Origin of the sequence: Gimesia panareensis (assembly GCF_007748155.1) — a bacterium.
GTDB classification, from domain to species: Bacteria; Planctomycetota; Planctomycetia; order Planctomycetales; family Planctomycetaceae; genus Gimesia; species Gimesia panareensis.
The window spans coordinates 7,294,134-7,314,995 of sequence record NZ_CP037421.1 but is presented as its reverse complement, the minus strand read 5'-3'; the positions used below and the strand labels follow the sequence as shown (position 1 = coordinate 7,314,995).

General features: G+C 54.2%; 16 protein-coding genes and 1 tRNA gene. 8 read left to right on the top strand and 9 right to left on the bottom strand.

Features of this window, described 5'->3' with window-relative positions:
• Positions 1-81 precede the first annotated feature (81 nt).
• Both tnpB and tnpA read right to left on the bottom strand, forming a co-directional pair.
• Positions 82-435 (bottom strand): IS66 family insertion sequence element accessory protein TnpB, encoded by a 354-nt coding sequence (gene tnpB / locus Enr10x_RS27635; RefSeq protein ID WP_145447815.1) that lies wholly within the window; start codon positions 433-435, stop codon positions 82-84.
• Positions 432-776: an IS66 family insertion sequence element accessory protein TnpA gene (tnpA, locus tag Enr10x_RS27630; protein ID WP_145451662.1), complete on the bottom strand. Its 345-nt coding sequence runs from the start codon at positions 774-776 to the stop codon at positions 432-434. The genes tnpB and tnpA overlap by 4 nt, the downstream gene beginning before the upstream one ends.
• A 76-nt stretch (positions 777-852) precedes the next feature.
• Here tnpA and Enr10x_RS27625 point away from each other — a divergent pair, with 76 nt between their 5' ends.
• The 3 genes from Enr10x_RS27625 (at position 853) to Enr10x_RS27615 (ending at position 7,046) form a co-directional block, all read left to right on the top strand.
• Positions 853-4,281 carry a hypothetical protein gene (locus Enr10x_RS27625; RefSeq protein WP_197997395.1) on the top strand — a complete coding sequence of 1,143 codons (3,429 nt, stop codon included), beginning with the start codon at positions 853-855 and terminating at the stop codon, positions 4,279-4,281.
• A 211-nt stretch (positions 4,282-4,492) separates the two neighbouring features.
• Positions 4,493-5,485 (top strand): beta-propeller domain-containing protein, encoded by a 993-nt coding sequence (locus tag Enr10x_RS27620; protein WP_197997394.1) that lies wholly within the window; start codon positions 4,493-4,495, stop codon positions 5,483-5,485.
• Between the two features lie 64 nt (positions 5,486-5,549).
• Positions 5,550-7,046, top strand: coding sequence for a sulfatase (locus Enr10x_RS27615; RefSeq protein ID WP_390621366.1), 1,497 nt, complete (start codon positions 5,550-5,552; stop codon positions 7,044-7,046).
• A 72-nt stretch (positions 7,047-7,118) separates the two neighbouring features.
• Here Enr10x_RS27615 and Enr10x_RS27610 read toward each other — a convergent pair whose 3' ends face one another.
• The 4 genes from Enr10x_RS27610 to Enr10x_RS27595 all read right to left on the bottom strand — a co-directional run bounded on the left by Enr10x_RS27610 (position 7,119) and on the right by Enr10x_RS27595 (position 9,997).
• Positions 7,119-7,700 (bottom strand): hypothetical protein, encoded by a 582-nt coding sequence (locus Enr10x_RS27610; protein WP_145452206.1) that lies wholly within the window; start codon positions 7,698-7,700, stop codon positions 7,119-7,121.
• The gene (locus tag Enr10x_RS27605) at positions 7,693-7,923 is read right to left on the bottom strand and encodes a hypothetical protein (protein ID WP_145452205.1); all 231 of its coding nucleotides are present in this window, start codon (positions 7,921-7,923) and stop codon (positions 7,693-7,695) included. Before Enr10x_RS27605 ends, Enr10x_RS27610 begins: the two co-directional genes overlap by 8 nt.
• 295 nt (positions 7,924-8,218) lie before the next feature.
• Positions 8,219-8,292: transfer RNA gene (locus Enr10x_RS27600), tRNA-Met, on the bottom strand.
• 229 nt (positions 8,293-8,521) lie between these two features.
• Positions 8,522-9,997, bottom strand: coding sequence for a sulfatase family protein (locus Enr10x_RS27595; protein WP_145452203.1), 1,476 nt, complete (start codon positions 9,995-9,997; stop codon positions 8,522-8,524).
• 263 nt (positions 9,998-10,260) lie between these two features.
• Here Enr10x_RS27595 and Enr10x_RS27590 point away from each other — a divergent pair, with 263 nt between their 5' ends.
• The 3 genes from Enr10x_RS27590 (at position 10,261) to Enr10x_RS27580 (ending at position 12,349) form a co-directional block, all read left to right on the top strand.
• Positions 10,261-10,968 (top strand): 3-keto-disaccharide hydrolase, encoded by a 708-nt coding sequence (locus Enr10x_RS27590; protein WP_145115076.1) that lies wholly within the window; start codon positions 10,261-10,263, stop codon positions 10,966-10,968.
• A 101-nt stretch (positions 10,969-11,069) separates the two neighbouring features.
• Positions 11,070-11,975: a DUF58 domain-containing protein gene (locus Enr10x_RS27585; RefSeq protein ID WP_232093160.1), complete on the top strand. Its 906-nt coding sequence runs from the start codon at positions 11,070-11,072 to the stop codon at positions 11,973-11,975.
• Between the two features lie 11 nt (positions 11,976-11,986).
• A complete protein-coding gene (locus tag Enr10x_RS27580) occupies positions 11,987-12,349 on the top strand; it encodes a hypothetical protein (protein ID WP_145115069.1) in 363 nt (120 codons plus the stop codon).
• Between the two features lie 20 nt (positions 12,350-12,369).
• Here the strand turns inward: Enr10x_RS27580 and Enr10x_RS27575 are convergent, their stop codons facing one another.
• Positions 12,370-13,494 carry a hypothetical protein gene (locus tag Enr10x_RS27575; RefSeq protein ID WP_145452202.1) on the bottom strand — a complete coding sequence of 375 codons (1,125 nt, stop codon included), beginning with the start codon at positions 13,492-13,494 and terminating at the stop codon, positions 12,370-12,372.
• Between the two features lie 80 nt (positions 13,495-13,574).
• Positions 13,575-14,012 carry a hypothetical protein gene (locus Enr10x_RS27570; protein ID WP_145115063.1) on the bottom strand — a complete coding sequence of 146 codons (438 nt, stop codon included), beginning with the start codon at positions 14,010-14,012 and terminating at the stop codon, positions 13,575-13,577.
• A 364-nt stretch (positions 14,013-14,376) separates the two neighbouring features.
• On the opposite strand from Enr10x_RS27570, the gene Enr10x_RS27565 reads away from it, so the two are divergent.
• Positions 14,377-15,657, top strand: coding sequence for an FG-GAP repeat domain-containing protein (locus Enr10x_RS27565; protein WP_197997393.1), 1,281 nt, complete (start codon positions 14,377-14,379; stop codon positions 15,655-15,657).
• Here the strand turns inward: Enr10x_RS27565 and Enr10x_RS27560 are convergent.
• A complete protein-coding gene (locus Enr10x_RS27560; RefSeq protein WP_145452198.1) occupies positions 15,633-17,696 on the bottom strand; it encodes an efflux RND transporter periplasmic adaptor subunit in 2,064 nt (687 codons plus the stop codon). The two genes, Enr10x_RS27565 and Enr10x_RS27560, sit on opposite strands and share 25 nt — an antisense overlap.
• Positions 17,697-18,101: 405 nt before the next feature.
• Here Enr10x_RS27560 and Enr10x_RS27555 point away from each other — a divergent pair, with 405 nt between their 5' ends.
• Positions 18,102-20,633 carry a TolC family protein gene (locus Enr10x_RS27555; RefSeq protein WP_232093159.1) on the top strand — a complete coding sequence of 844 codons (2,532 nt, stop codon included), beginning with the start codon at positions 18,102-18,104 and terminating at the stop codon, positions 20,631-20,633.
• The last annotated feature ends 229 nt before the right edge of the window (positions 20,634-20,862 follow it).

Sequence of the window (20,862 nt, the reverse complement as noted above, 5' to 3'; positions counted from 1 at the left end):
GCAAATCCCAACAAAAACCGGCCCGCGAAATAGATTCTCGCCAGGCCGGTTTGCCGAAGGATGTTTTGATGAGGCTGCGACTCAGACCGCAGTCATTCGCTTTCTTCTGTGCCTGGACGACTTCAGCGAAACGCCGGCGATCCACATGGCCAGTTCGACCGAATCGATGGTCACGTGGGTTTTGTCGTCTTCGGGCGTTGGCAGCTCAACGGTACCTTGCTCAAGCCGCCGGTACCATAACGTCAGTCCGCCGGTCTCCCACCACAGGGCTTTGATACGATCGCGTCGGCGGTTCACAAACAGGAATAGAGAACCGTTGAGGACGTTCTGACCCAGCGTCGCGGTGACAATGCCGGTTAAACCGTCGAAGCCGTTACGAAAATCGACCGGCTCGGTGCACAGGTAGATGGGCGTGCCGCTGGGCAAGCCCATCATGAGCGGGCCTCCTGGCTACAGGACGGGATCTCGAATCGAATGCGAATGCCGCCCGGCAGATCGACGGCCATGACAGTGGCCGGTGAGGACGCTGCAAGCGTGACGGGCAGGAAGCCTGCCGGCTTTCTGCCCGTCTGTCGAGGAGGGGCAGACGTGCTGTCGCGAAGCCGTTGATGGTCTCTCCTGGTGGTACCGCGGATCTTCCGCCGGCCGCGGACCTTCCGCCGCCAGTAATAGTAGGACGCTTTTGAGACGTTTTCGTTTTGGCAGAACTGCGCGACGGTGATTTCAGCCTGGTCGAATCGCTCCAGTCGGTCTGCCCAGACTTGGGCGGTTTTCACTCGAATTGTTTTGGACCATGGGATCTCCTGTATGGGAAACGTGAGGAAACCCGAGATTCTAAACCCTGCGCCTACAATGGTTCTGGTGTACGGTTACATTTATGGTGATACGATCGTGGTGGGGGCGAAGAGAGATCCAAGTGGGACCGCTTATGTTTTCACGCGAGTGGGTGAGGATTGGAAATCGGAACCACCACTTGTAGAGCAAATTCACGTTGAGGGGCTCTCTAAATATTCCGGTTTTGGAACGTCTGTTGCCATCTACGAAAATACCATTGTTGTCGGTGCTCACACGACTGCTTTTAATGTCAATCCAATTAATTTTGCATTTGTATTTGAAAAAACAGAAAACGGTTGGTCGGCATCTTCTTTCGGTCAGTTGGCTCATACGCTAACAGATTACGATGATTATTATGGTTATACCGTTTCTGTGCATAGTGATACCATCGTGGTCGGCGCAGGTTATGACGATACCAAAGGAACCGGAGGTGGCGCTGCTTATATTTACTCTAAAGTTGGAGATAACTGGATTACCGAAGCTCCGTTGCTGACAAAGCTGACAGCTTCCAATGGCGTGTCGGGTGACCACTTTGGGCTTTCTGTAGCAACTAATGGATCAGAAATCCTCATTGGAGCATCAAGCAGAAGCAGTAATGGGGATTATAGTGGCTCAGCATATCTCTACACCAGAATGGGATCAGACTGGTCTTCGATACCTCCCAATGAAATCGAATTTCATGGTGACGCAGAATCCGACAATTTCGGAAGTAAGGTTTCGCTTAGTGAAAACCAAATGGTTATTGGTGCAATATCTGCTCGAGAGATAGGGCGTTATTACGGAGCAGTTTATGTATACACTAAAAGTGGTCCCGAATGGGATGTAGATACCATTGTCAGTTCAAAGTTAACTCATATTAAGTATGCAGTTATCGGATATGGTAATGCAATTGCAGTATCAAATAGCACAATTCTAGTTGGAGCATTATATAATTCTTTGGATGGAGACAGAAGTGGTGGTGCGTATGTGTATGAAATCAGTGAGGATAATTCCTGGTCGTTAACAACTGAGATCAATCCGACTGAACCGCTGACAGCCCATCAAGTCAAAGATGATTTTGGTCAAGCGATTGCTGTCAGCGATGATTATCTGGTAATCGGTGCTCCGGGAACGGATTCCGCATTAGCTCCCACTGGCATTGTTTATGTATATGCCAAAAATGATGCGGGAACTCCCGAGTTCTATGATGATACATGGGAGTACGAAACTTCGTTGAGAGATCCAGTACCTGGTGCAAATCTGGAATTTGGTACTGGTGTTGCCATTGATGGCAACACGATTATTGTAACCGCTGAGACATCCTCAGCCGCCTATGGCGCAGAAGTTTTCATATACACCAGGAATGGGGCGGATTGGGTAACAATTCCCCCCACTGTGACTCGCTTACTCGCAAATGCTTCACGGAATATTCTGAGTGGAATATCAGTTGCCATTCAAAATGATACGATTGTGGTGGGACATAAAGGCAATTCTTTTGTTGACTACTCAGGAGTGGTCTTTGTCTATGAAAGAAACGGTGCAGACTGGTCAACAATTGCTCCGACAGAATCGATTATATCTGCCTCGGATGGAATAGAGAACGATAATTTTGGTACCGCTGTCGACATTGATGGTGATCAAATTATTGTCGGAGCTCCTGAAAATGATGGCCGGGGAGCAGCATATCTCTACCAGAAAGGAAATACAGGTTGGGGTTCTGCCAACGAATACAAATTGATTGGCTCTGATATTCAATTAAATGATGACTTTGGCAGGTTAGTCGCCATTGATGGAAATACAGTTGCCATTTCCTCCCGGGGCACTGGTTCTGGTTATGTGGGGACGGTCTACATTTTCGATGGGGCTCAAGGTTGGTTAGATCCCTTGGAGACCAGGATTGATCCGATTTCGGACACCTCTAAATATGATTTCGGACGAAGCATAGATCTCGATGGTGATTTACTGGTTGTAACCGGTTCAGTGCCTTTTAATTCCTTATCGAATGGCTCTGCTTACATTTATAATGGCTCAGGAGGCTGGAATAATTATGAAGAGACGATTATTACGTATTCGTCTGATTCAGAATTGTATCATAGAGGGTTTGGTCTTTCTGTTGCAGCAATTCACCAGAATAATCTTCTCGTAGCAGCTTTGTATGAAGGCTTTACAGATAACAGTCTTGTGTACAGCTATAATCGAAGTACTACTGCTGAGGTCTATCTGCGGCGTGTAAACGCGATAACAGATATCCAACCAGATGGCGAAGTCAGTTCATTACCCGAGAATCAGAATACTGTTAGTGAATGGTCAACGTACTGGGCAGAGCTCTGGATCAACGCCAGCAATTTGAAAGACCAGGGAGTATTCTCCGCAGGCTTGGATTTCAGTTACAACTCAGGATTAACTTCTGCTACAGAAATTGAGTTTGGGCCAGGTTTTAGTCAAAGCCAGGCTGGTCTGATTAACGATGCGTCAGGCACGATCGAAGGGCTTTATGCCGAAACGACTGCTTCCGATCTGGGCACCGACAGTTACGTCTTATTTGCTCGCATCAAATTCGAGTCTCTGGCTGATGATCAGGTTGAGCTCGATTTTTCCGGGAAAAGTATTGGACCTCATGATTTGGGGTTTAATATCAGCTCACAACAGATCAAGCTCGTCGGTGATACTCCTGTTGCGACAAGATTTGAACAGATGGGAGGGACAAGTATCTGGGCCAACCCCTTTGACCTGAACGACGATGACGCCATCAATTTCCGCGACCTGATCCGGTTTGTGACCGTGTATAATCAGACGCCCAGTCAGTCGGCTTCAGCCGATGCCTGGTTCGCCGACTTTAACCAGGATGATCGCGTTGATTTTCGTGACCTGATTCTGTTCGCGTCCAATTACGGCAGACGCAAATCGGGTTCGGTTCCAGTGAACTATCCAGATAATTACCCTGATGACTGGAATCAACTGTTAATGGTTGCTGCCACCGAACCGCCACAGAAACCGGCCAGCTCCGTCACGCAGTCTACCGTCGAGACCGTGCTGGAAACGACGGTGGCAGAACTCAGCCCGCAGTTAACTGCTGAGCAGCAGGCAACCCTGTCGCAGGTCGACATCCAAGTGGTTGATCTGGCAGAGGGCACATTAGGCCGCGCAGCCGGCGGTACGATTTATATCGACGTCAACGCCGCCGGGTTTGGCTGGTTTGTCGATGCCACTCCGGATGAGAACAGCGAGTATTCCGGGGGCGGCGATCTGACACTGATCGCCCTCCCCGACAGCGAAGCGGTCGGCCTGATCGACCTGCGGACTGTGATCCTGCACGAGCTCGGTCACCTGCTGGGCTATGAACACTCATCCGACGGTCTGATGCAGGAAACGCTGGCGCCCGGAGTGCGGTACCTCTCCGACTGGGAATCCGCCACAGATGAGTTCTTCGGCTCTCTGACCGACGACTCGGAACTCAGCGTATTCTAGAGCGCGTCGCATTTAACCATAGCGTTTCTCAATTTAATATACTCGGTCCAAATGGCCTTGGAGACGCTACAGTAAAACTGGACACAGTCTAAAACGTGTCTCCCGGGAAATCCGCGTCGACTTTTGTGGAATGAATCGCTAACAGTCTTGATTTCCGTTAGAATCAGGTGGTCCTTTTGGCCCTTCATTCTTTCTCAGGAGTTCAAAACCCATGCCGATACGGAACCGCGCTCATTCCGAACCTCGAACCCTATTCTCTCAAGCAGGCCGCTTCTGGCTGGTGCTGCTGTTCTCAATCAGTTGTCTCGCGACAGGCGCCACTGCAACCGCTGGCGAGAACGATGCGATTCGGCACTCGTTTCTCGGTGTCGGTAAAGCGAACCGGGCGGTCATCGTCGGTGAGGACGGAACCATCGAATGGAAGTTCGACATGCCCGCCAGCGATGGCTGGGTGCTCCCCAGCGGCAATGTGTTGCTGGCCCTGTATGGGACCAAAGAATTTCCCCATGGCGGCGTCGTCGAAGTCGACCGGAAAACAAAACAGATCCTGTTTCAGTACAAAGGCCAGCAGAAAGAAATCAGTACCGTACAACCGTTAGCAGACGGCACTTTCCTCGTCGCTGAACTCGGTTCGGAGCCGCGGGCCATTGTCATCAATCGCCAGGGGAAAATCGTGAAGACGACGCCCCTGCAGTGCCAGCAGAAAAATACCCATATGCAGACCCGCATGCTGCGCGTCCTGCCCAATGGCAACTACATCGCCCCGCATCTGCTGGACTTTGCCGTCAAAGAATACGATCCCGAAAGTGGTGAAGTGCTGCAGGTCATCGCGACCGACGAACGGGGCCGCGAGAAACGCGACTGGCCCTTCACCGCCATTCGTCTCAAGAACGGCAACACGCTGATCGCCTGCACGAACGGGAACCGCATCATCGAAACCGATCCCCAGGGCAAAATTGTCTGGAGCGTGACGAATGCCGATCTGGGAGAAAACCTGTTCGCCGATGCCTGCGGGGCTCAGAGATTACCCAACGGAAATACCGTGATTGCCAGCTATCGTGCCAAAGGGGATCAGGTCAAACTGTTCGAAGTGACCCCGGACAAAAAAGTGGTCTGGCGTTACTCAGGTCTGAAATCCGGTTTTCACCATTTTCAGATCCTGACCACCAACGGTAAGCCGATTAAAGAGAATACCTGGAAATAATCACGAAGGGAGAAGGGAGATGAGTTCGCTGCGCCGCGCCCATTTCATCTTGATCACATTATCGATGCTGGCGAGTCTGCTGCTGATTGGGAGTGCCTCGGCTGCAGAACGTCCCAATGTGCTGCTGATCCTCGTCGATGACCTGAAACCCGCGCTGGGCTGTTACGGTGATCCGATCGCCCAGACTCCGAACATCGATGCCCTGGCCGCACGCGGCATGCGGTTCGAGCGGGCCTACTGCAACCAGGCCGTCTGCGCACCCTCGCGGTTCACACTGATGCTTGGTGCGCATTCGACATCGACCGGCTTATACGGTCTGGGCAGTCAGTTGCGCGAGATCGTTCCCGACGCCGTCACTCTGCCGCAATACTTCGCGCAGCACGGCGGTTACCGTACCGAATCGCTGGGCAAAGTCTTTCACATCGGACACGGCAACCACGGAGATCCCGCCTCCTTCAGCGTGCCGCATTTCCATGACAAGGTGATCGAATACCTCGACCCCGCCAGCACCCAGGGGGGAAAGCTCACCCGCGAAGAAGCCTACTTCACCAACCAGCACCTTGATCGAATTAAATCGCTCCCCCGCGGCGCCGCCTTTGAAGCACCTGATGTGGACGACATCAAATATGCCGACGGTCGCGTGGCCGCGGAAACGGTCAAGCGACTCAAAGCCGCCCAGGCCCGTTGCATGCAGGATGGGACGCCGTTCTTCATCGTCGCCGGCTTTGCCCGACCGCATCTGCCCTTCAGCGCACCTAAAAAGTACTGGGACCTGTACGATCCGTCCGAACTGCCGCTGCCTCAGTTCGAAGAACTCCCCGCGAATGCCCCGAAAGTGGCCGGGAAGCGGGGCGGCGAGATCACCAATTACAGCCCCGTGCCGACCGACAGAAATGCCAGGTTCAGCGAAGGCCTCAAACGCCAGCTGATTCACGGCTATTACGCGAGCACCAGTTTCGTCGACGCGCAGATCGGCAAGGTACTCAACGAACTCAACCGCCTGGGACTGGCCGAGAACACGATCGTCGTCTTGTGGGGCGATCACGGTTTTCATCTGGGCGACCTGGGCATCTGGACCAAGCACACGAACTACGAACAGGCCAACCGCATCCCGATTCTCATCGCGGCTCCCGGAGTCACACAGCCCGGCTCCGCCACGCAGCAGCTCGCCGAAAGCGTGGACCTCTTTCCTACGCTGGCCGAACTCGCCGGCCTCCCGGCTCCCAAGGTACCCCAGCCCCTCGATGGCGTCAGCCTGGTCCCGGTCCTGAAGAACCCCAGGTCCCGCGTGAGGGATCACGCCTATCACGCATATCCCAAACAGAAACTGGGCCGCGCCATTCGCACCGAACGTTATCGCCTGGTGGAGTGGAAGCCTTACAGGAATTCCAATGCCCCCGCCGAATACGAACTCTACGACTACCAGACCGACCCGTTAGAAACACGCAACCTGGCCCGGGAACAACCCGCGATGGTGGAGTCACTCAAACAGATCCTCACCGGCTATCCCGAACCACTTCCACGCAATGCGAAGCCTGTAAAGAAGAAAACAGCGCCGTAGTACAAGCACCATCAGTTTCACTTGCCAAACTCGTAGCCAGAAAGATTGCGGATTGGAATTTTTCTTAGACTGCTAGTCCCGCTCTTCCTCTAAACGGTCAGCCACAATTTTCAATTCCTCAGCGACTCCCAGCTTTTCTGACCAGTCTCGTAGATATTCTTGATCTATATCAGATCCTTGAACCAATAGGATACTTGCACAGTCACGTAAATGTTTGTCAGAACCACCTCTCTGGAAAAATATCAATTTCTTCAGGATGACATTTTCAGGTGAAGCAAACAGGGCATCAAAAAATCCTTGATTTGAGATGCGTCGCCCCTGACTGATATCCAGCCGACCAAATTCGGTATCAGTGGTTAAAATGAGGTCAGCTTTGAATCCGGAGGGAAGGTGTATGATATTAAACTGTTTCCTTGCTGCAATCGCCTCGCGGGCAGCATCGGGAGAGACATAATAGTCTGGCGGAGAAAACTGATGACACAGCAGATCGATTTTGCTTTCAGGTAAATCAACGAGTATGTCGACATCATTCGTAAAGCGAGGTTCACCATAGATAATACTGGCCATGGAGCCGACGATCCGGTATGGAACAGATTCTCTTTCCAGAAAATCGACCACTGACTGCATCAGCTCATAAGGTTTGAACTCATTCATAGAGCGATCTGATGTCGCGATGACACATGCGTCTGGCGATTTCCCGGTTGAGTCTGTCTTCACTCCATTCCGGGTGTTGCTGGGTGAGTGTACCCTGCAGCATAACACGTGCTGTTTCCCACATACCGGCAGCGATCAGCAATCGTTGTTGCGGAGTCTGTTTCCTGAGCGCATCCACCTGTACTGGGTCGATGACTTCTACGACCGGTGGCCTGATACTCATGTTGATCACTCTCCTTAAGCTCAAGAAACATAGGAAGTTTCATACTGCCGAGAATTGATAGTAGCCCAGTCTGATCCTCTGATCAATAAAATAGCTCAAAATGAAATATACTGATAGAAAATCTCGAGCGATCTGGTCCCGACTTCCTGGATGCCACAGGAGTACCGGACTGTCGATCCGGGGGTTGCAGGAGCTATTGAGTCACCAGTGTTGCAGCGTCTTTATTCTAAGCGATTCACCAGCGCAAAAGAAAACCCCGATGCGGCGACAATGTCACTACATCGGGGTATCTAAGTGGCGGGGACAGGATTCGAACCTGCGACCTCGAGGTTATGAGCCTCGCGAGCTACCGGGCTGCTCCACCCCGCGTCATGGGTCCTGTGAAGGACGGAATTTGCTTTTTGAAGAGCAGATGAACAGACTGACTTCGCTGGTTTGCAGCGGCGTCTGTCCAGTTATAAGCCCTAACTGCAGTAACAGAATATTGTTACCGAGTGAAGGCATTATAGACAGATCGTCCGCTGTCGTCGAGTAACTTTGTTCAAATTCACCAAAATCAGTGGGAAGTACGCAAAATACCCCGTTTTTTTCGGCGAAATCACTCGTATTCCCACTTCAGAATCCAGGGATCTTTGGTCTCTTTCTGCCAGGCTTTCAGCTTTTCCTGCAGTTTTTCCAGCGTTTCCTGGTGCTCCGGCTCAAAAGCGAGGTTCTTCGATTCGTAAGGATCCACGGACAGATCGTACAGTTCATGCCGGGGGCGGTGCAGGTACGAGTAGACCGTTCGCTGCCCGTACATCTTGTCACCCCGCTTGAGTACACCCTGCCAGGTCGGGGACCGATATAAATCGGAGGCGAACGGGTAGGGGAGTTCGTGGGCGATGTTGAAGATGTACTTGTACTTGCCGCTGAGGATCACCCGCATCGGGTAGTACATCGTGATTTCGTGGAATGTGTGCGAAGCGTAGTGCTCGTCAAAGTCGGGCGCATGTTCCTTGCTCAGGGCACTCCGGAACGAGCGACCGTGGAATTTATAGGGCACCGGTTTGCCGCGACCGGTCGTCCGTTTGCCGTTGTTTTCCGTAGGACGGATCGGGGGCACTGGCTTAGGGGTGACTTCGCAGTAATCGAGAATCGTCGGTGTGAGGTCGGCCCAGGTGACCAGGGCGTCGGTGGTGATGCCCTGTTTTTTCTGTGTCGGATCCCGCACGATCAGCGGCAGGTTCATGCCTGGCTGATAAAGGTTCGTCTTCGCGCCGGGGAACGGAGGGCCGTTATCGCTGAGGAACATGATCAGTGTGTCTTCCCAGTGGCCGGTCTCTTTGAGCGTGTTGATCAGCGAGACCACTCCCTGGTCCAGGCGGGAAATCGCCTGGTAGTATTCGGCCAGTTCCTCTTTGACTTCCTGGTGATTGGGCAGCCAGGGGGGTACCACAATCTGTTCGGGCTTGTATTTGACCGGCGTCACGCCGGGGTAGTGGTCGGGATCGTCGTTGAAGTTGGAATAACCGTCCGGGCCGCCGCCACGGTGGGGATCGCTGCTGCAGTAATACAGGAAGAAGGGACGATCGTCGTCTTCAGTGATCCACTCTTTCGCGTTGGCTGCCATCTTCGCGGAGTTACGGTTTCCCTGGACCCCTTTGTTGCGGTATTCCTGGAACTGGTAAACGTATTCGGGAGCCAGATGATATTTTCCGATCGAGCAGGTCCGGTAGCCGGCCTCTTCCAGAATGATCGGCAGTGACTTTACGGTGGTGTAGGTGCTGAAATGGTTGTAGCCGTGGGCGTGTCCGTAGTGTCCGGTCGCGTGGTTATACAGTCCGGTCATGATCACGGAGCGACTGGCGGAGCAACTGGCGGTGGTGCAGTGTGCCCGGGTGAAACGGGTGCCTGATTCTGCCAGCATGTCGATGCCCGGGGTTTTGATGACTTTATTCCCGTAGCAGCCGGACTGGAAACCCTGGTCGTCGACCACGATCACGAGCACGTTTTTCTGTTTCGGGGCAGCGGACGCCGGGACGGCTGTGCTGAAGACCAGCAGCAGACAGAGCATTGCGTAAAGACAGCGATTCATGATGTTCTTTCTTATGAGTGCAGGAAAGGCGGGAATCGGATGATTGATGTCAGGTCAGGCCTGGAAATTCATTCTAATAGCGGGAAGAACCAATCGCAAATCGACAAATGACAAAGCGGGGAGTTTATGCGAAAGCAGGGAAATCCGGGAGGACTGGCTTGCGACAGGCTGAGTTCCTTTCGATAATTAAGAAATCCACGATGCATTCCCCCGGTCCTGTTTTCGAACGGGGCTCCCACCTGGTTAACATCAGAATGAAGGCAATGACTATGATCACCTGGAAACGCACCACGACGCTGCTGGCTCTGCTGCTGGCGGTTGCTTCGCTGAATCTGGCAGGAGCCGAAGAAGGTAAACTGAATCAGCCCCCGGAAGGCTTCAAACAGCTGTTTAACGGCAAAGACCTGACCGGCTGGAAAGGCCTGGTGGGCAATCCCAAAACACGGGCCAAGATGAGCCCTGAAGAACTGGCCAAAGCCCAGAAGAAGGCCGACGACAGCATGAACGAGCACTGGAAGGTCGTCGATGGCATCATCGTGTTTGACGGCAAAGGCCAGAGCCTGTGCACCGCGAAAGATTACGGCGACTTCGAAATGCTGGTCGACTGGAAGATCAAAAAAGATGGCGACAGCGGCATCTATCTGCGTGGTTCGCCACAGGTCCAGATCTGGGATCCGGCTGTGAAAGCCGCCGGTGGCGTCGGTTCCGGCGGACTCTACAACAACAAAAAGAACCCCAGCAAGCCGCTGCTCACCGCCGATAATCCGGTTGGCGAATGGAACACTTTCCGCATCAAAATGGTGGGAGAAAAGGTCAGCGTCTGGCTGAACGGCAAGCTGGTCGTCGACGACACTCCGCTGGAAAATTACTGGGAGCGGGATAAGCCGATCTACGAAACCGGTCAGATCGAGTTGCAGAACCATGGCAACACGCTTTATTTCCGGAATGTTTTTATCAAAGAACTGGATTAGTGATCTGAGCGATCGATCTTGTTAACATGGGAAAGCGCAGGGAGCTTGCTCTCTGTGCTTTCTGTCTTGTTACGGATTCCTTTGTTACGAAACTTCACGCTATGCTTTCACAGGATGCTCCCTTATCTGACCCCACAGCGCTGGCGCGGTTTGGCAAACTCGAAGTTGTCACCCGGCTGGTTGTGGAAGGTTTCATGATGGGACAGCACAAAAGTCCCTTCAAAGGGGCGAGCGTCGAATTCGTGGAGCATCGCCAGTATTACCCCGGCGATGAAATCCGTCATATCGACTGGCGGGCCTACGGCAAAACCGGGAAGTATTACGTCAAGGAGTTCGAAGAAGAGACCAACCTCCGCTGTTACCTGCTGCTGGACTGTTCGGGCAGCATGGCCTACGCGGGCAAAACGTTAAGTAAATTCGAGTACGCCAAACAACTGGCGGCGGCGCTGGGTTACCTGCTGCTCAGTCAGCGTGACGCCGTCGGGCTGATCACGTTCGACAGTGCGCGGCGGGATTTTATTCAGCCTTCGGCCAATCCCAAGAACTTCGGGCAGATGCTGGAGATCCTGGAGAATGCCAAACCGCGACACGAAACCGCGATCTCTACGGTGCTCTCGGAAGTACAGCCGCTGATCAAACGCCGGAGTCTGGTGGTGCTGATCTCCGACTGTTTCGATGAACCCGAAGCGCTGACGACCACTCTCAAACAGCTGCGTCACGATCGACACGAAGTCCTGCTCTTCCAGGTGGTGGCACCGGAAGAGGAAGAGTTTCCCTTCAGCAAGCCGACCCAGTTCCGCAGCCTGGAGCGGCGGGGCCAGAATCAACTGGTCGACCCGCATCAGTTACGGGCCCGCTATCTGGAGCAGTACCAGGAATTCTGTGCGACACTGTCCCGGCAGTGCGGCTCGGTGCACGTCGATTATCTCAAGTTTCGCACCACCGATCCCTATCATCTGGCGCTGGGGGCCTTCCTGAATCAGCGGACCCGACCCGGACGCAAATAGACGAGAATTGTATGGCTGATGACAAAATCACGATCAACCGACCCCTGGTAGGCATCATTGCGCTGGCCTGTCTGGGAATCGCCGGTTACCTCTACTGGCTGGCACCTCAGGACCTGTTCGCCCAGCAGGATATCGCCACGGGTGCCTTCATGCGGGTGGGATTGCTCATGCTGGCCTTCTGGCTGGCGCTGCCCACAAAGAACCGCGATGCCGCCTGGGCGAATCTGCCTCCCTGGCTGTTTGTGGCAGTGATCGTGACCATTGTGTTATTCGCAACCCGGCCCAAAATCGCGATTCCCCTGATGCTGTTCTTTGGCATCCTGGGGTTCGTGCTCCGCCCCCGCAATAAGAAACGGCGTCCCCCGCGGTATTGAACGTGCGGAGGAGCTCTTATTTACATCGGGCTTTGAGCACGACTGACCGGCTGCACTTTCAGATTCCGGGGCAGTGTGCGAGGTGCCTTGCCATCGGTCTGGGAGACCGAGTCGATGGGTTGAGGAGGCTGCTGAGGTTTGTATGCCCCTGCCTGTTGCCGCTGTTTCCCGTCGATATAGACCCGGGCTGCAACCTTCAGTAACTGCGGACGCCGGATGGGCAGGATGCCTTCCAGGTTGCTGGCCAGACGCTCTACCCAGCCGGGCTGTCGTTCCATCGCCAGAGACATCATGTGCATGAAGATGGAGACTTCCTTGAAGTTGCGATCCAGAATCGCGTTACTGACCGGTGCCAGAATCTTGGCAGCAACTTCCACGGTCTGCGAAGGGAAGGAGACATACATCGTGACCTGATGCGAGATGGAGTCCTGTTTCTGATTGTCGCCCGGAAAATATTCGGTCTGCAGGTGCAGCAGGGCTCTGGCTGAGATCGGCTTGGCGATCAGCGGACTTTTGTAGACCCCCGAACAGAGCACGATCGATTCTGTGGGAGTCTGGTAGATGACATCCAGTGTTCCCAGCGTACCATCGCCGGCATCGACTTCATACGAATAGGGGCCGGTCTGCCACATCTTGAATTCCGAGAGCTGCATCTGTCTCCAGATACTCACCACCACATCAGGATGTGCGATGAAATAAGCGTAGGCAGCATGGTTCACGTCCGTGTGAATTTTGGGCAGCACGCGGAACATGCTGATGTCTTTGAGTACGTATTCGGCATTCGTCCGGTTGGCAGGTGTCAGTTTATCCAGAGGCAGTTTTGCCAGGCAGGCTTTACGGTCGCCGCGGGAGGAAGATCCCTTGGATAACAGTTTGATCAGATCTTCTTCACTGGGGATGGGCAGAGGCTCATCCGCCGGTCTCTGTTCTTTTTCGAATTCAGTCAGCTGCCGATCATTGTCCTTTAACAGATATTGATCGGCAGCTGACTTCGTCAGGGCCGGGCTCTGGCCATCGCGTTGTTGATCGCGTTGTTGTCTGGCGGGTGCTTCCTGGGCGGAGACAATTGCAGCAGGGACTGTGATGCTGGTAGTTACAGTCAGTACCAGAATCGTGAGTCGCTGAATGAATTGTGTCTTATCCATTTTGATCATAGTGAGACCTGTCTCTTTCCGCTGTCCGCTGATAATTGTTCTGGTTTTGTGCCTCGTTGAAACTGGGAATGTCAGTCAACGGGCGCACTCGCGGCGGGGGCCAGTGTGGGGCCGTCCCCAGGCAGAGGTGCGCTGACAGATTCGTTGGTAAACGGCTCTGGCGGCACAAACGTCGCTGGTTCGGGAAGAGGGACCAGGTCATCGATGGATTCGTCGCTGATGTCCTGCTGGCTGCTGTATTCCGTTCTCGGTTCAGCAGTGTAGTAGTATTCTGGTCGGCAGTCAGAGCAGCATTTGCACCACCAGCGGTTGAATCGAGAACGGCACCAGTCCGGTTTGCCGATTCGAGTCAGGTCCCAGGTGGGACGGTAGAATCGGTCAACATAGACTTGCGTGTCGCTGACATCATCGATCAGATTATAGTAGAGATTGCTGCCCCTGAAGCACTGACAACCCGAGCAGAACAGGATTGGCTGTGCCAGGACAATGCAGACAAATGCTGCGCGCATTCGCGGTATCCTCCCCCCCATTTGAGTGTGACCATCCTTAGTCACCACCAGTCTGATGAAGTTGTTCATCAGTCGTACAATCGCCTGTACCTTAGGATGATCGGCTCGCCCGGACGGGAAACTTTATCGATTATTCGGAATGAGCCGGTTATCGCGATATTGTGGGGGCCGCTTCGGTAACCGCAGGGGGGCTGCCGCCAAACCTCTATATTTGTAGAGGAAAACTTGAAAAAATCCGTCAGATTTCAGACGGAACTCCTTGTGATACGAAGCAATCTTGTGATTTCAGCGGCCGTGCGTGATACTGGATGAAATGATTCATATGACAGTAGAAAAGCAGCCAGGATCGAAAGGGAGAGTGTACATGTTCAAACTGATGAGAAAAGTGGCGCACGTTTCCTGTCTGCTGGCCAGTCTGACTGTATTAACTCCGTTACCAGCCGGTGAGCCGGACCGTGGTGACCCCTGGCCGATCCATATCATAGACGACTCGTCCCGTGGGGCCGACGGTGTGAAACTGTTTGATCTCGACCGCGATGGTCTGCTGGATCTGACGACCGGCTGGGAAGAGGGAGGCGTGACCCGTATTTATCGCAATCCCGGACCCGACCGCGCGAAACTGCCCTGGCCTGCGTTGACCGTGGGTAAGACGCCCCATGTAGAAGACGCCGCCTGGATCGATCTGGAACGCAACGGACGCAAGGCGGTGGTCAGCTGCTGTGAAGGCAAGACGCGGGCGGTTTTCGTGCATTGGGCTCCTTACGAGAAGCCCTTTGAGCAACCCTGGCAGCAGGCAGTGATTCCGGCATCAAAGGATCGGATGATGTGGATGTTTGCTGTTCCCGCGAAACTGAGCCTTGATGCACGCGGGGGCGAAGAACTGGTGGCGGCCGGCAAAGGACCCGGTGCAGAGATTGGCTGGTTTGAATGTAAGGCAGAAGCGCGCGATCTGTCGAATTACAAGTGGCACCCGCTTTCCCCGGCCGGCTGGATCATGTCATTATATATGGTCGATATGGATGGCGATGGAGACCAGGACATTCTGACCACAGACCGTAAAGGAAAACTGCGCGGCTGTCGCTGGCTTGAAAATCCGGGTTTCGTCAGATTCAAGGGGGAGAAGTGGAAGAATCACTGGGTCGGCGGCCGGGATCGGGAGGTGATGTTCGCCCATCTGGCCGACCTGGATCAGGATGGTTTACAGGACGTCCTGTTTGTCTCACGTAACCCAGATGAAGTGCACTGGTACCGACGTCTCGACAAGAGCGGTCAGAAATGGGAACATCAGGTCGTTCCTTATCCGGAAAACACCGGGGGGGGAAAAGGGGTTGCGGTGGGCGACCTGGATCGGGACGGTCAGCTGGATCTGGTACTCAGTTGCGAACATGCCGAGCCTCCCAAATCCGGGATGTTCTGGATGCGCGGCTCTCGCAAGGGGGAGCAATTCCACTGGGAACCGCGTGAGATCAGCGGACCGAAGGGAATTAAGTATGACCGCATCGAACTACTGGATCTGGATGCCGACGGCGATCTGGATGTGATCTGCTGTGAAGAACGGCATCAGAAACGGGGGCTGGGGCTGTTCTGGTATGAGAACCCGCAGCTGCAGAAAGACACCGTTCAGAGTAAGAAGAGTTCCCGCTGAACTGTTTCCCACAGACGCCTGAGCCAGACGTATCCCAGAGAACGCTGACCACAGTCAATCTGCGGGAGTACCGAGGCGCCGGGGCGCAACCCCTTGATCGACTCGCGATCCAGTTTCACTGTGATTTGAACTACGGGAGTCCCTTCTTCATCGGGTTCCGCGGTCGCGGCGATGGACTGAATCGTGCCGGTATAGGTCTGGTCCGGATCGGTCAGCAGTAAAAAGGAAACGTTGAGTGGCGATTCACTCGCTCTCTGGGCAGCCAGGATGTGGCCGACTTCAGAATCCGGCACCTGCATTTTCAGTTCCCAGGGACCTTTCAGATCTGCGACGGTGAGCAGTCGCTGCCCCCGTTGCACGGGGCGTGCCAGCAGCTTTTCCTGCAGATCCCAGGTAAGCACTTCGCCGTTAATGGGACTTTTGAGCAGCAGCGCATCCTGTTGATTTTTCAGGAGCGTCCGTTGTTCGGTCAGGCTTTTGAGACGTTCGTTGAGTTCTTCCTGTTCGGCGGTCAGGCGATTGCCCCGCTGCAGGGCGTCGGCGTCGGTGGGGTTGAGTTCCAGTCGGGCTGCCTGAATCACTGCCAGGCGTTTCTGGACCGTCTGGATCTCGCCACGCACGCGGCTGGATTCGAGTTCCAGATCCGAATCGCGGAGGGTCAACAGTGTCTGATCCCGGGTGACCTCCTCTCCCTGGTGAACGAGGATCTGATCGACGATGCCGTCCGCGGTCGCGAAGATGTTCTGCTGTTCGACCGGCTGCAGGGCGCCCGTTCCTTCAATCGTAAATGTGGCCGGCGTCAGTATCAGAATGGCGGCGATCACTGCCAGGATCACGCCGACGGTCCCCAGTTTCCGCCAGGTCAGCTGACGGTTGCGAACAGGCGAGTGTGACCAGAATTTGAGAATCGGGAAGAAGGGAAAGCTTTCATATTGAAGTGCATTGTAGAGCGCGGTTCCCCCATGCCGGGAGACTGCCAGGGCACGATCGAGAAGCGTCTGGCTGGTGGCGACGACATGAAACTGCTCGACGACGATCGCGCCAATCATCTGTTCCGTGGGAGAACTGTGATCGTGCAGGCGCGTATTGCCGGCCGGCTCGACCGTTTCCTGGGTAATATGTTTCAATGGGAAAATCATCAGGGAACGCGACGCTGCCAGATCGAGGTAAGCGTGCAGTGGTTCGGTGATTTGCGGGGGATAGTTCTGGTCCGCTTCCCAGTTCCAGTAAGGACGGTTCAATGCCTGGATGCGCGTGACCAGTGTTTCCAGCCGCTGAACCGATTCGGAACGGCGTTCGATACTTTCGACGCCGCTGGCCGCCATCAGGCGATAGGACTGGCCGGTACGCTGCAGGACCGAGACCCGATCGCAGTTGATCAGCAGGCGACCTTCATTGGCAATGATATAAGCGGTCTGCCGTGCATCCAGATGCAGATGCACGTGTTCGGAGAAACGCTCGAATTCTTCCCAGAGCGTTTCCAGTTCCTGCAGCTTGAGCAGTTGCTGATGCTGGCAGAAGTCGTCGGAGATTTCACACAGCGCGCTGATAAACCGGAGGTAACCATCCTGGGCTGCGTACGAACGGGGTGGCGGATGGATGATTTCCAGAATCCCGAGACTGGCGACCGAGTCGCGCATGATGCGGACCGGGCAGAGAATCAGATTTTCCGTGAGTGGGTTTCTCCCCTGGTGTTGCGCAGACAAACCGGACTCGGCGGCGATGCTGGCCGGCTCGTTCTCCAGCAGGGCTTCGTTGAGCAGTTGGCGATGCCGGGCGATCTGTTCCTGGCTCAGTCCCAGGATCGGGTCGGTTTCAGGATTCAGCCCCTGCTTCTGAATGAGTTCAAAATCGCGCTGTGCATTGGGAATCCAGAGCAGGGCGCCCCGGGCATTGAGCCCCTGGATGGCCCGCTCAACCAGTTCCGCATAAAAGTGCTGGCCGGAAATCTCGGTACGCGAGATTTGCGCCAGCCCCATTACGAGCCCTTCAATCTCCTGCCAGACATTTTCGATGGAAGAGGATTCGTCAGTAGTCATCAGACTTGTCAGGTAATAAAGGTTTCGGGTGATTTCTGATTCCGAAAAGCGGGCAGCTTCAGGAACGGACCCTGCTTCCTACATCCTAACATAGCGGCCGAACTCGCACTGGGATCGAGGCGAAAAAAGCGGTCGGGGTTCTTAAAGTTATTGGTGTACAACTTTAAATCATTGCGCAGATTCGCTGATCGGCGCAGGCTGAAATAGTAAGTGAACTGGCGGAACTGTTAAGGTGGGTTAAATGCGATACACGGGATAGGTGTGTCGCCTGTTAGGATTATCCGATTATGCGGAATATTCCAGATGTGACGAAAATTCGCTTTGGGAAGGACTGGATTGCAGCCGATGAGATGAGAGAGTGTAAAGCTTTTTTGGTACATGGTCCAGACTGACCAGGGTTATTCAATGAACCGTATCCTGACACGAATGATGCTTCTGCTGGCGGTAGCTCCCACGCTACTGGGGCCAGGTTGCAGCAGTTTCATGAACAAGTCGTTTCAGGAAGAGTTCGTGGAAAGCGAGGAAGTGTACCAGCAGGTGGCCCATGAAATCGAGTATCCGAACGTGGAATCGATCGACGAAGGCGACACGATCGGTACGATGGCCCCCTCGACGGTGTCCAGCTCAGCAACTCCCGATTACTGGGATCTGTCTCTGCAGGAAGCCGTACGGATGGCACTGGAGAGTTCCAAGGTTCTGGGTGATGTCGGAGGCGTTTCTTTGAATTCGCCCGCTGCTGTCACTACGAAATACGATCCTGCGATTACTGAGGCGGACCCCCGTTATGGTGTGGCTGCCGCACTGAGTGCGTATGATGCGACCCTGTCAGCAAGTACGTTCTTCGAGAAAAACGATAAAGCGTTGAACAACGTCTTCTTCGGCGGTGGTACCCGCCTGTTGCGTCAGGATGCGATGGTGATCCAGGCGCAGCTGACCAAGAAAGCCATGACCGGTACCGAGTTTACCTTGCGGGATTACATCGACTACGATGCTAACAACTCGCCCGGTAACCAGTTCCCACATGCTTATCAGAACAACATCGAAATGGAATTCCGGCATCCACTGTTGCGGGGTGGCGGAATCGATTTCAACCAGCTGGCCGGACCCAGTAATACGCCGGGAGTGATCAACGGTGTGATTATTGCCCGAATGAATACCGACATCAGTCTCGGTGAATTCGAGATTGCGGTTCGTAACCTGGTGAGCGATGTCGAGAATGCTTACTGGGATCTGTATTACGGTTACCGTGATCTGGATGCGAAAATCATGGCCCGCGATTCGGCGCTGGAGACCTGGCGGCGGATACATGCCTTGTATGAAAATGGACGTCGCGGGGGCGAAGCGGAAAAAGAAGCCCAGGCCCGCGAACAGTATTTCCGATACCAGGCTGAAGTGGAAAACGCCTTGAGCGGTCGTCTGCTGAACGGCACACATACCAACAACGGCAGCCAGGGCGGAACCTTCCAGAGCAATCATGGTGTGTATGTCGCCGAACGTCGTTTGCGGAAGTTGATGGGCATTCCGATCAACGACGGCCGTCTGATTCGACCTGCGGATGAACCTTCACTGGCCCGCGTCGATTTTGACTGGGAAGAGACGCTGATTGAATCGCTGGAGCGACGACCGGAAATCCGGCGTCAGCGCTGGGCGATCAAGAAATACGAACTGGAACTGCAGGCCAACGAAAACTTCCTGATGCCCGAACTCGATCTGATTGGTCGGTACCGCTGGCGTGGCTTTGGTAAAAACTTCCTGGCCACCGGTTCCAACCCGGGACCGTATCAGGGTGCTTTGAATACCCTGTTCGACGGAAACTTACAGGAATGGCAGCTGGGGCTGGAATTCTCGGTTCCCCTCGGACGACGCCAGGCACATGCGGCCATGCGAAATGCGGAACTGCAACTGGCCCGCAGTCGGGCGATTCTGCATGAACAGGAACGGACTGTGGTGCAGAGTTTGAGTAACTCAATCGCTGATGTAGATCGTGCGTATGCGGTCATGCAGACTACTTTTAACCGTCGTCATGCGGCACGCCAGGAAGTGGCTGCGGTCCAGGCGGCTTATGAATCAGATAATGCGACCCTCGATCTGCTGCTCGAAGCGCAGCGGCGCCAGGCGGAAGCAGACAGCAGTTATTATCGTTCGCTGGTGGAATATGCCCTGGCGGTGAAGAACGTGCAGTTTGAGAAAGGCTCGCTGCTCTCTTACAACAATATTTTCCTGGCTGAGGGGGGCTGGCCTCAAAAAGCCTACATGGATGCCGCAGAGCGGGATCGCCTGAAAGGGCACGTCCGGAATATCGTGGCGGCACCAATCTATACCGGCGAGATTTCCAAGGGAGTCTATCCTCAACTGTTGACTCCAGGTGCAGAACCGGTAGAACAGGCGACACCTTCGCCTGAGCCGATGCCCGAAAACACCCCGCCACCAGTGCCCGGTGTGACGGGACCATCCGCGGAAGCACCCCTGGGTGAAATGATTCAGTCCATCGACTTTGACGAACCAGCTGGGTCTGCCGGAGCGGTGCAGAATCTGCAGGGAACCGCAGCAGGCAGTGGAGCGGATCCCTTCATTCCCCCCGAACCTTCCCAGCGGAGTGTCTCCCCGGCACTCAAGGCCGCCTTCCTGGGGGCGGCAGCAGAGTCGTCAGCAGAAGCGCTCCCGACAGCGGAACCTGTTTCCCAGCCGACAGCGAACTTTGGCGGCCGACCAGGTGTCGAGTTTGAACCGACCCTGCGATCCGCACGTCAGCATCAGATTCAGGAGTTTCCAGTGCGTGACCGTGCGGGAGTCCAGGATCCATTCAAAAATTACCGTAATTCCGGTCCCCGCTGGGAGCCCGTGCCGATTCCTGCTGAAAAGCAGCGTAATCTGAGAGATTTTTCAGGTGAAGTGAAGCGTTTTCCGCTGAAAGAGGCGGATTCGTCTGCGGAATAGCGGGAGTACACTGCCCGGGATTTCGGGATTGAGAGGGAGCAGAAATCCGTCTCCCTGATCTGATTTCAGGCAAAATAGTGTATCGATGTTACTTGCCACTTTTTGCAGATTGATATAACTTAAGATGTAACAGTATATTTTAGCCAGAATGCATAAACGGATTCTGGCACGAAGGAAAGGCATCTCCTGAGAGATGTTCTTTTTTCATATCAGCCGTAATGGCGATCGT

Coding starts and splice junctions, on each gene's coding strand:
- Enr10x_RS27560 (WP_145452198.1), bottom strand. CDS start 17,696: ATGACTACTGACGAATCCTCTTCCATCGAAAATGTCTGGCAGGAGATT.
- Enr10x_RS27625 (WP_197997395.1), top strand. CDS start 853: ATGGTTCTGGTGTACGGTTACATTTATGGTGATACGATCGTGGTGGGG.
- tnpB (WP_145447815.1), bottom strand. CDS start 435: ATGATGGGCTTGCCCAGCGGCACGCCCATCTACCTGTGCACCGAGCCG.
- Enr10x_RS27565 (WP_197997393.1), top strand. CDS start 14,377: ATGTTCAAACTGATGAGAAAAGTGGCGCACGTTTCCTGTCTGCTGGCC.
- Enr10x_RS27590 (WP_145115076.1), top strand. CDS start 10,261: ATGACTATGATCACCTGGAAACGCACCACGACGCTGCTGGCTCTGCTG.
- Enr10x_RS27595 (WP_145452203.1), bottom strand. CDS start 9,997: ATGAATCGCTGTCTTTACGCAATGCTCTGTCTGCTGCTGGTCTTCAGC.
- Enr10x_RS27610 (WP_145452206.1), bottom strand. CDS start 7,700: ATGAATGAGTTCAAACCTTATGAGCTGATGCAGTCAGTGGTCGATTTT.
- Enr10x_RS27570 (WP_145115063.1), bottom strand. CDS start 14,012: ATGCGCGCAGCATTTGTCTGCATTGTCCTGGCACAGCCAATCCTGTTC.
- Enr10x_RS27575 (WP_145452202.1), bottom strand. CDS start 13,494: ATGGATAAGACACAATTCATTCAGCGACTCACGATTCTGGTACTGACT.
- Enr10x_RS27605 (WP_145452205.1), bottom strand. CDS start 7,923: ATGAGTATCAGGCCACCGGTCGTAGAAGTCATCGACCCAGTACAGGTG.
- Enr10x_RS27580 (WP_145115069.1), top strand. CDS start 11,987: ATGGCTGATGACAAAATCACGATCAACCGACCCCTGGTAGGCATCATT.
- Enr10x_RS27620 (WP_197997394.1), top strand. CDS start 4,493: ATGCCGATACGGAACCGCGCTCATTCCGAACCTCGAACCCTATTCTCT.
- Enr10x_RS27615 (WP_390621366.1), top strand. CDS start 5,550: ATGCTGGCGAGTCTGCTGCTGATTGGGAGTGCCTCGGCTGCAGAACGT.
- Enr10x_RS27555 (WP_232093159.1), top strand. CDS start 18,102: ATGAACCGTATCCTGACACGAATGATGCTTCTGCTGGCGGTAGCTCCC.
- Enr10x_RS27585 (WP_232093160.1), top strand. CDS start 11,070: ATGCTTTCACAGGATGCTCCCTTATCTGACCCCACAGCGCTGGCGCGG.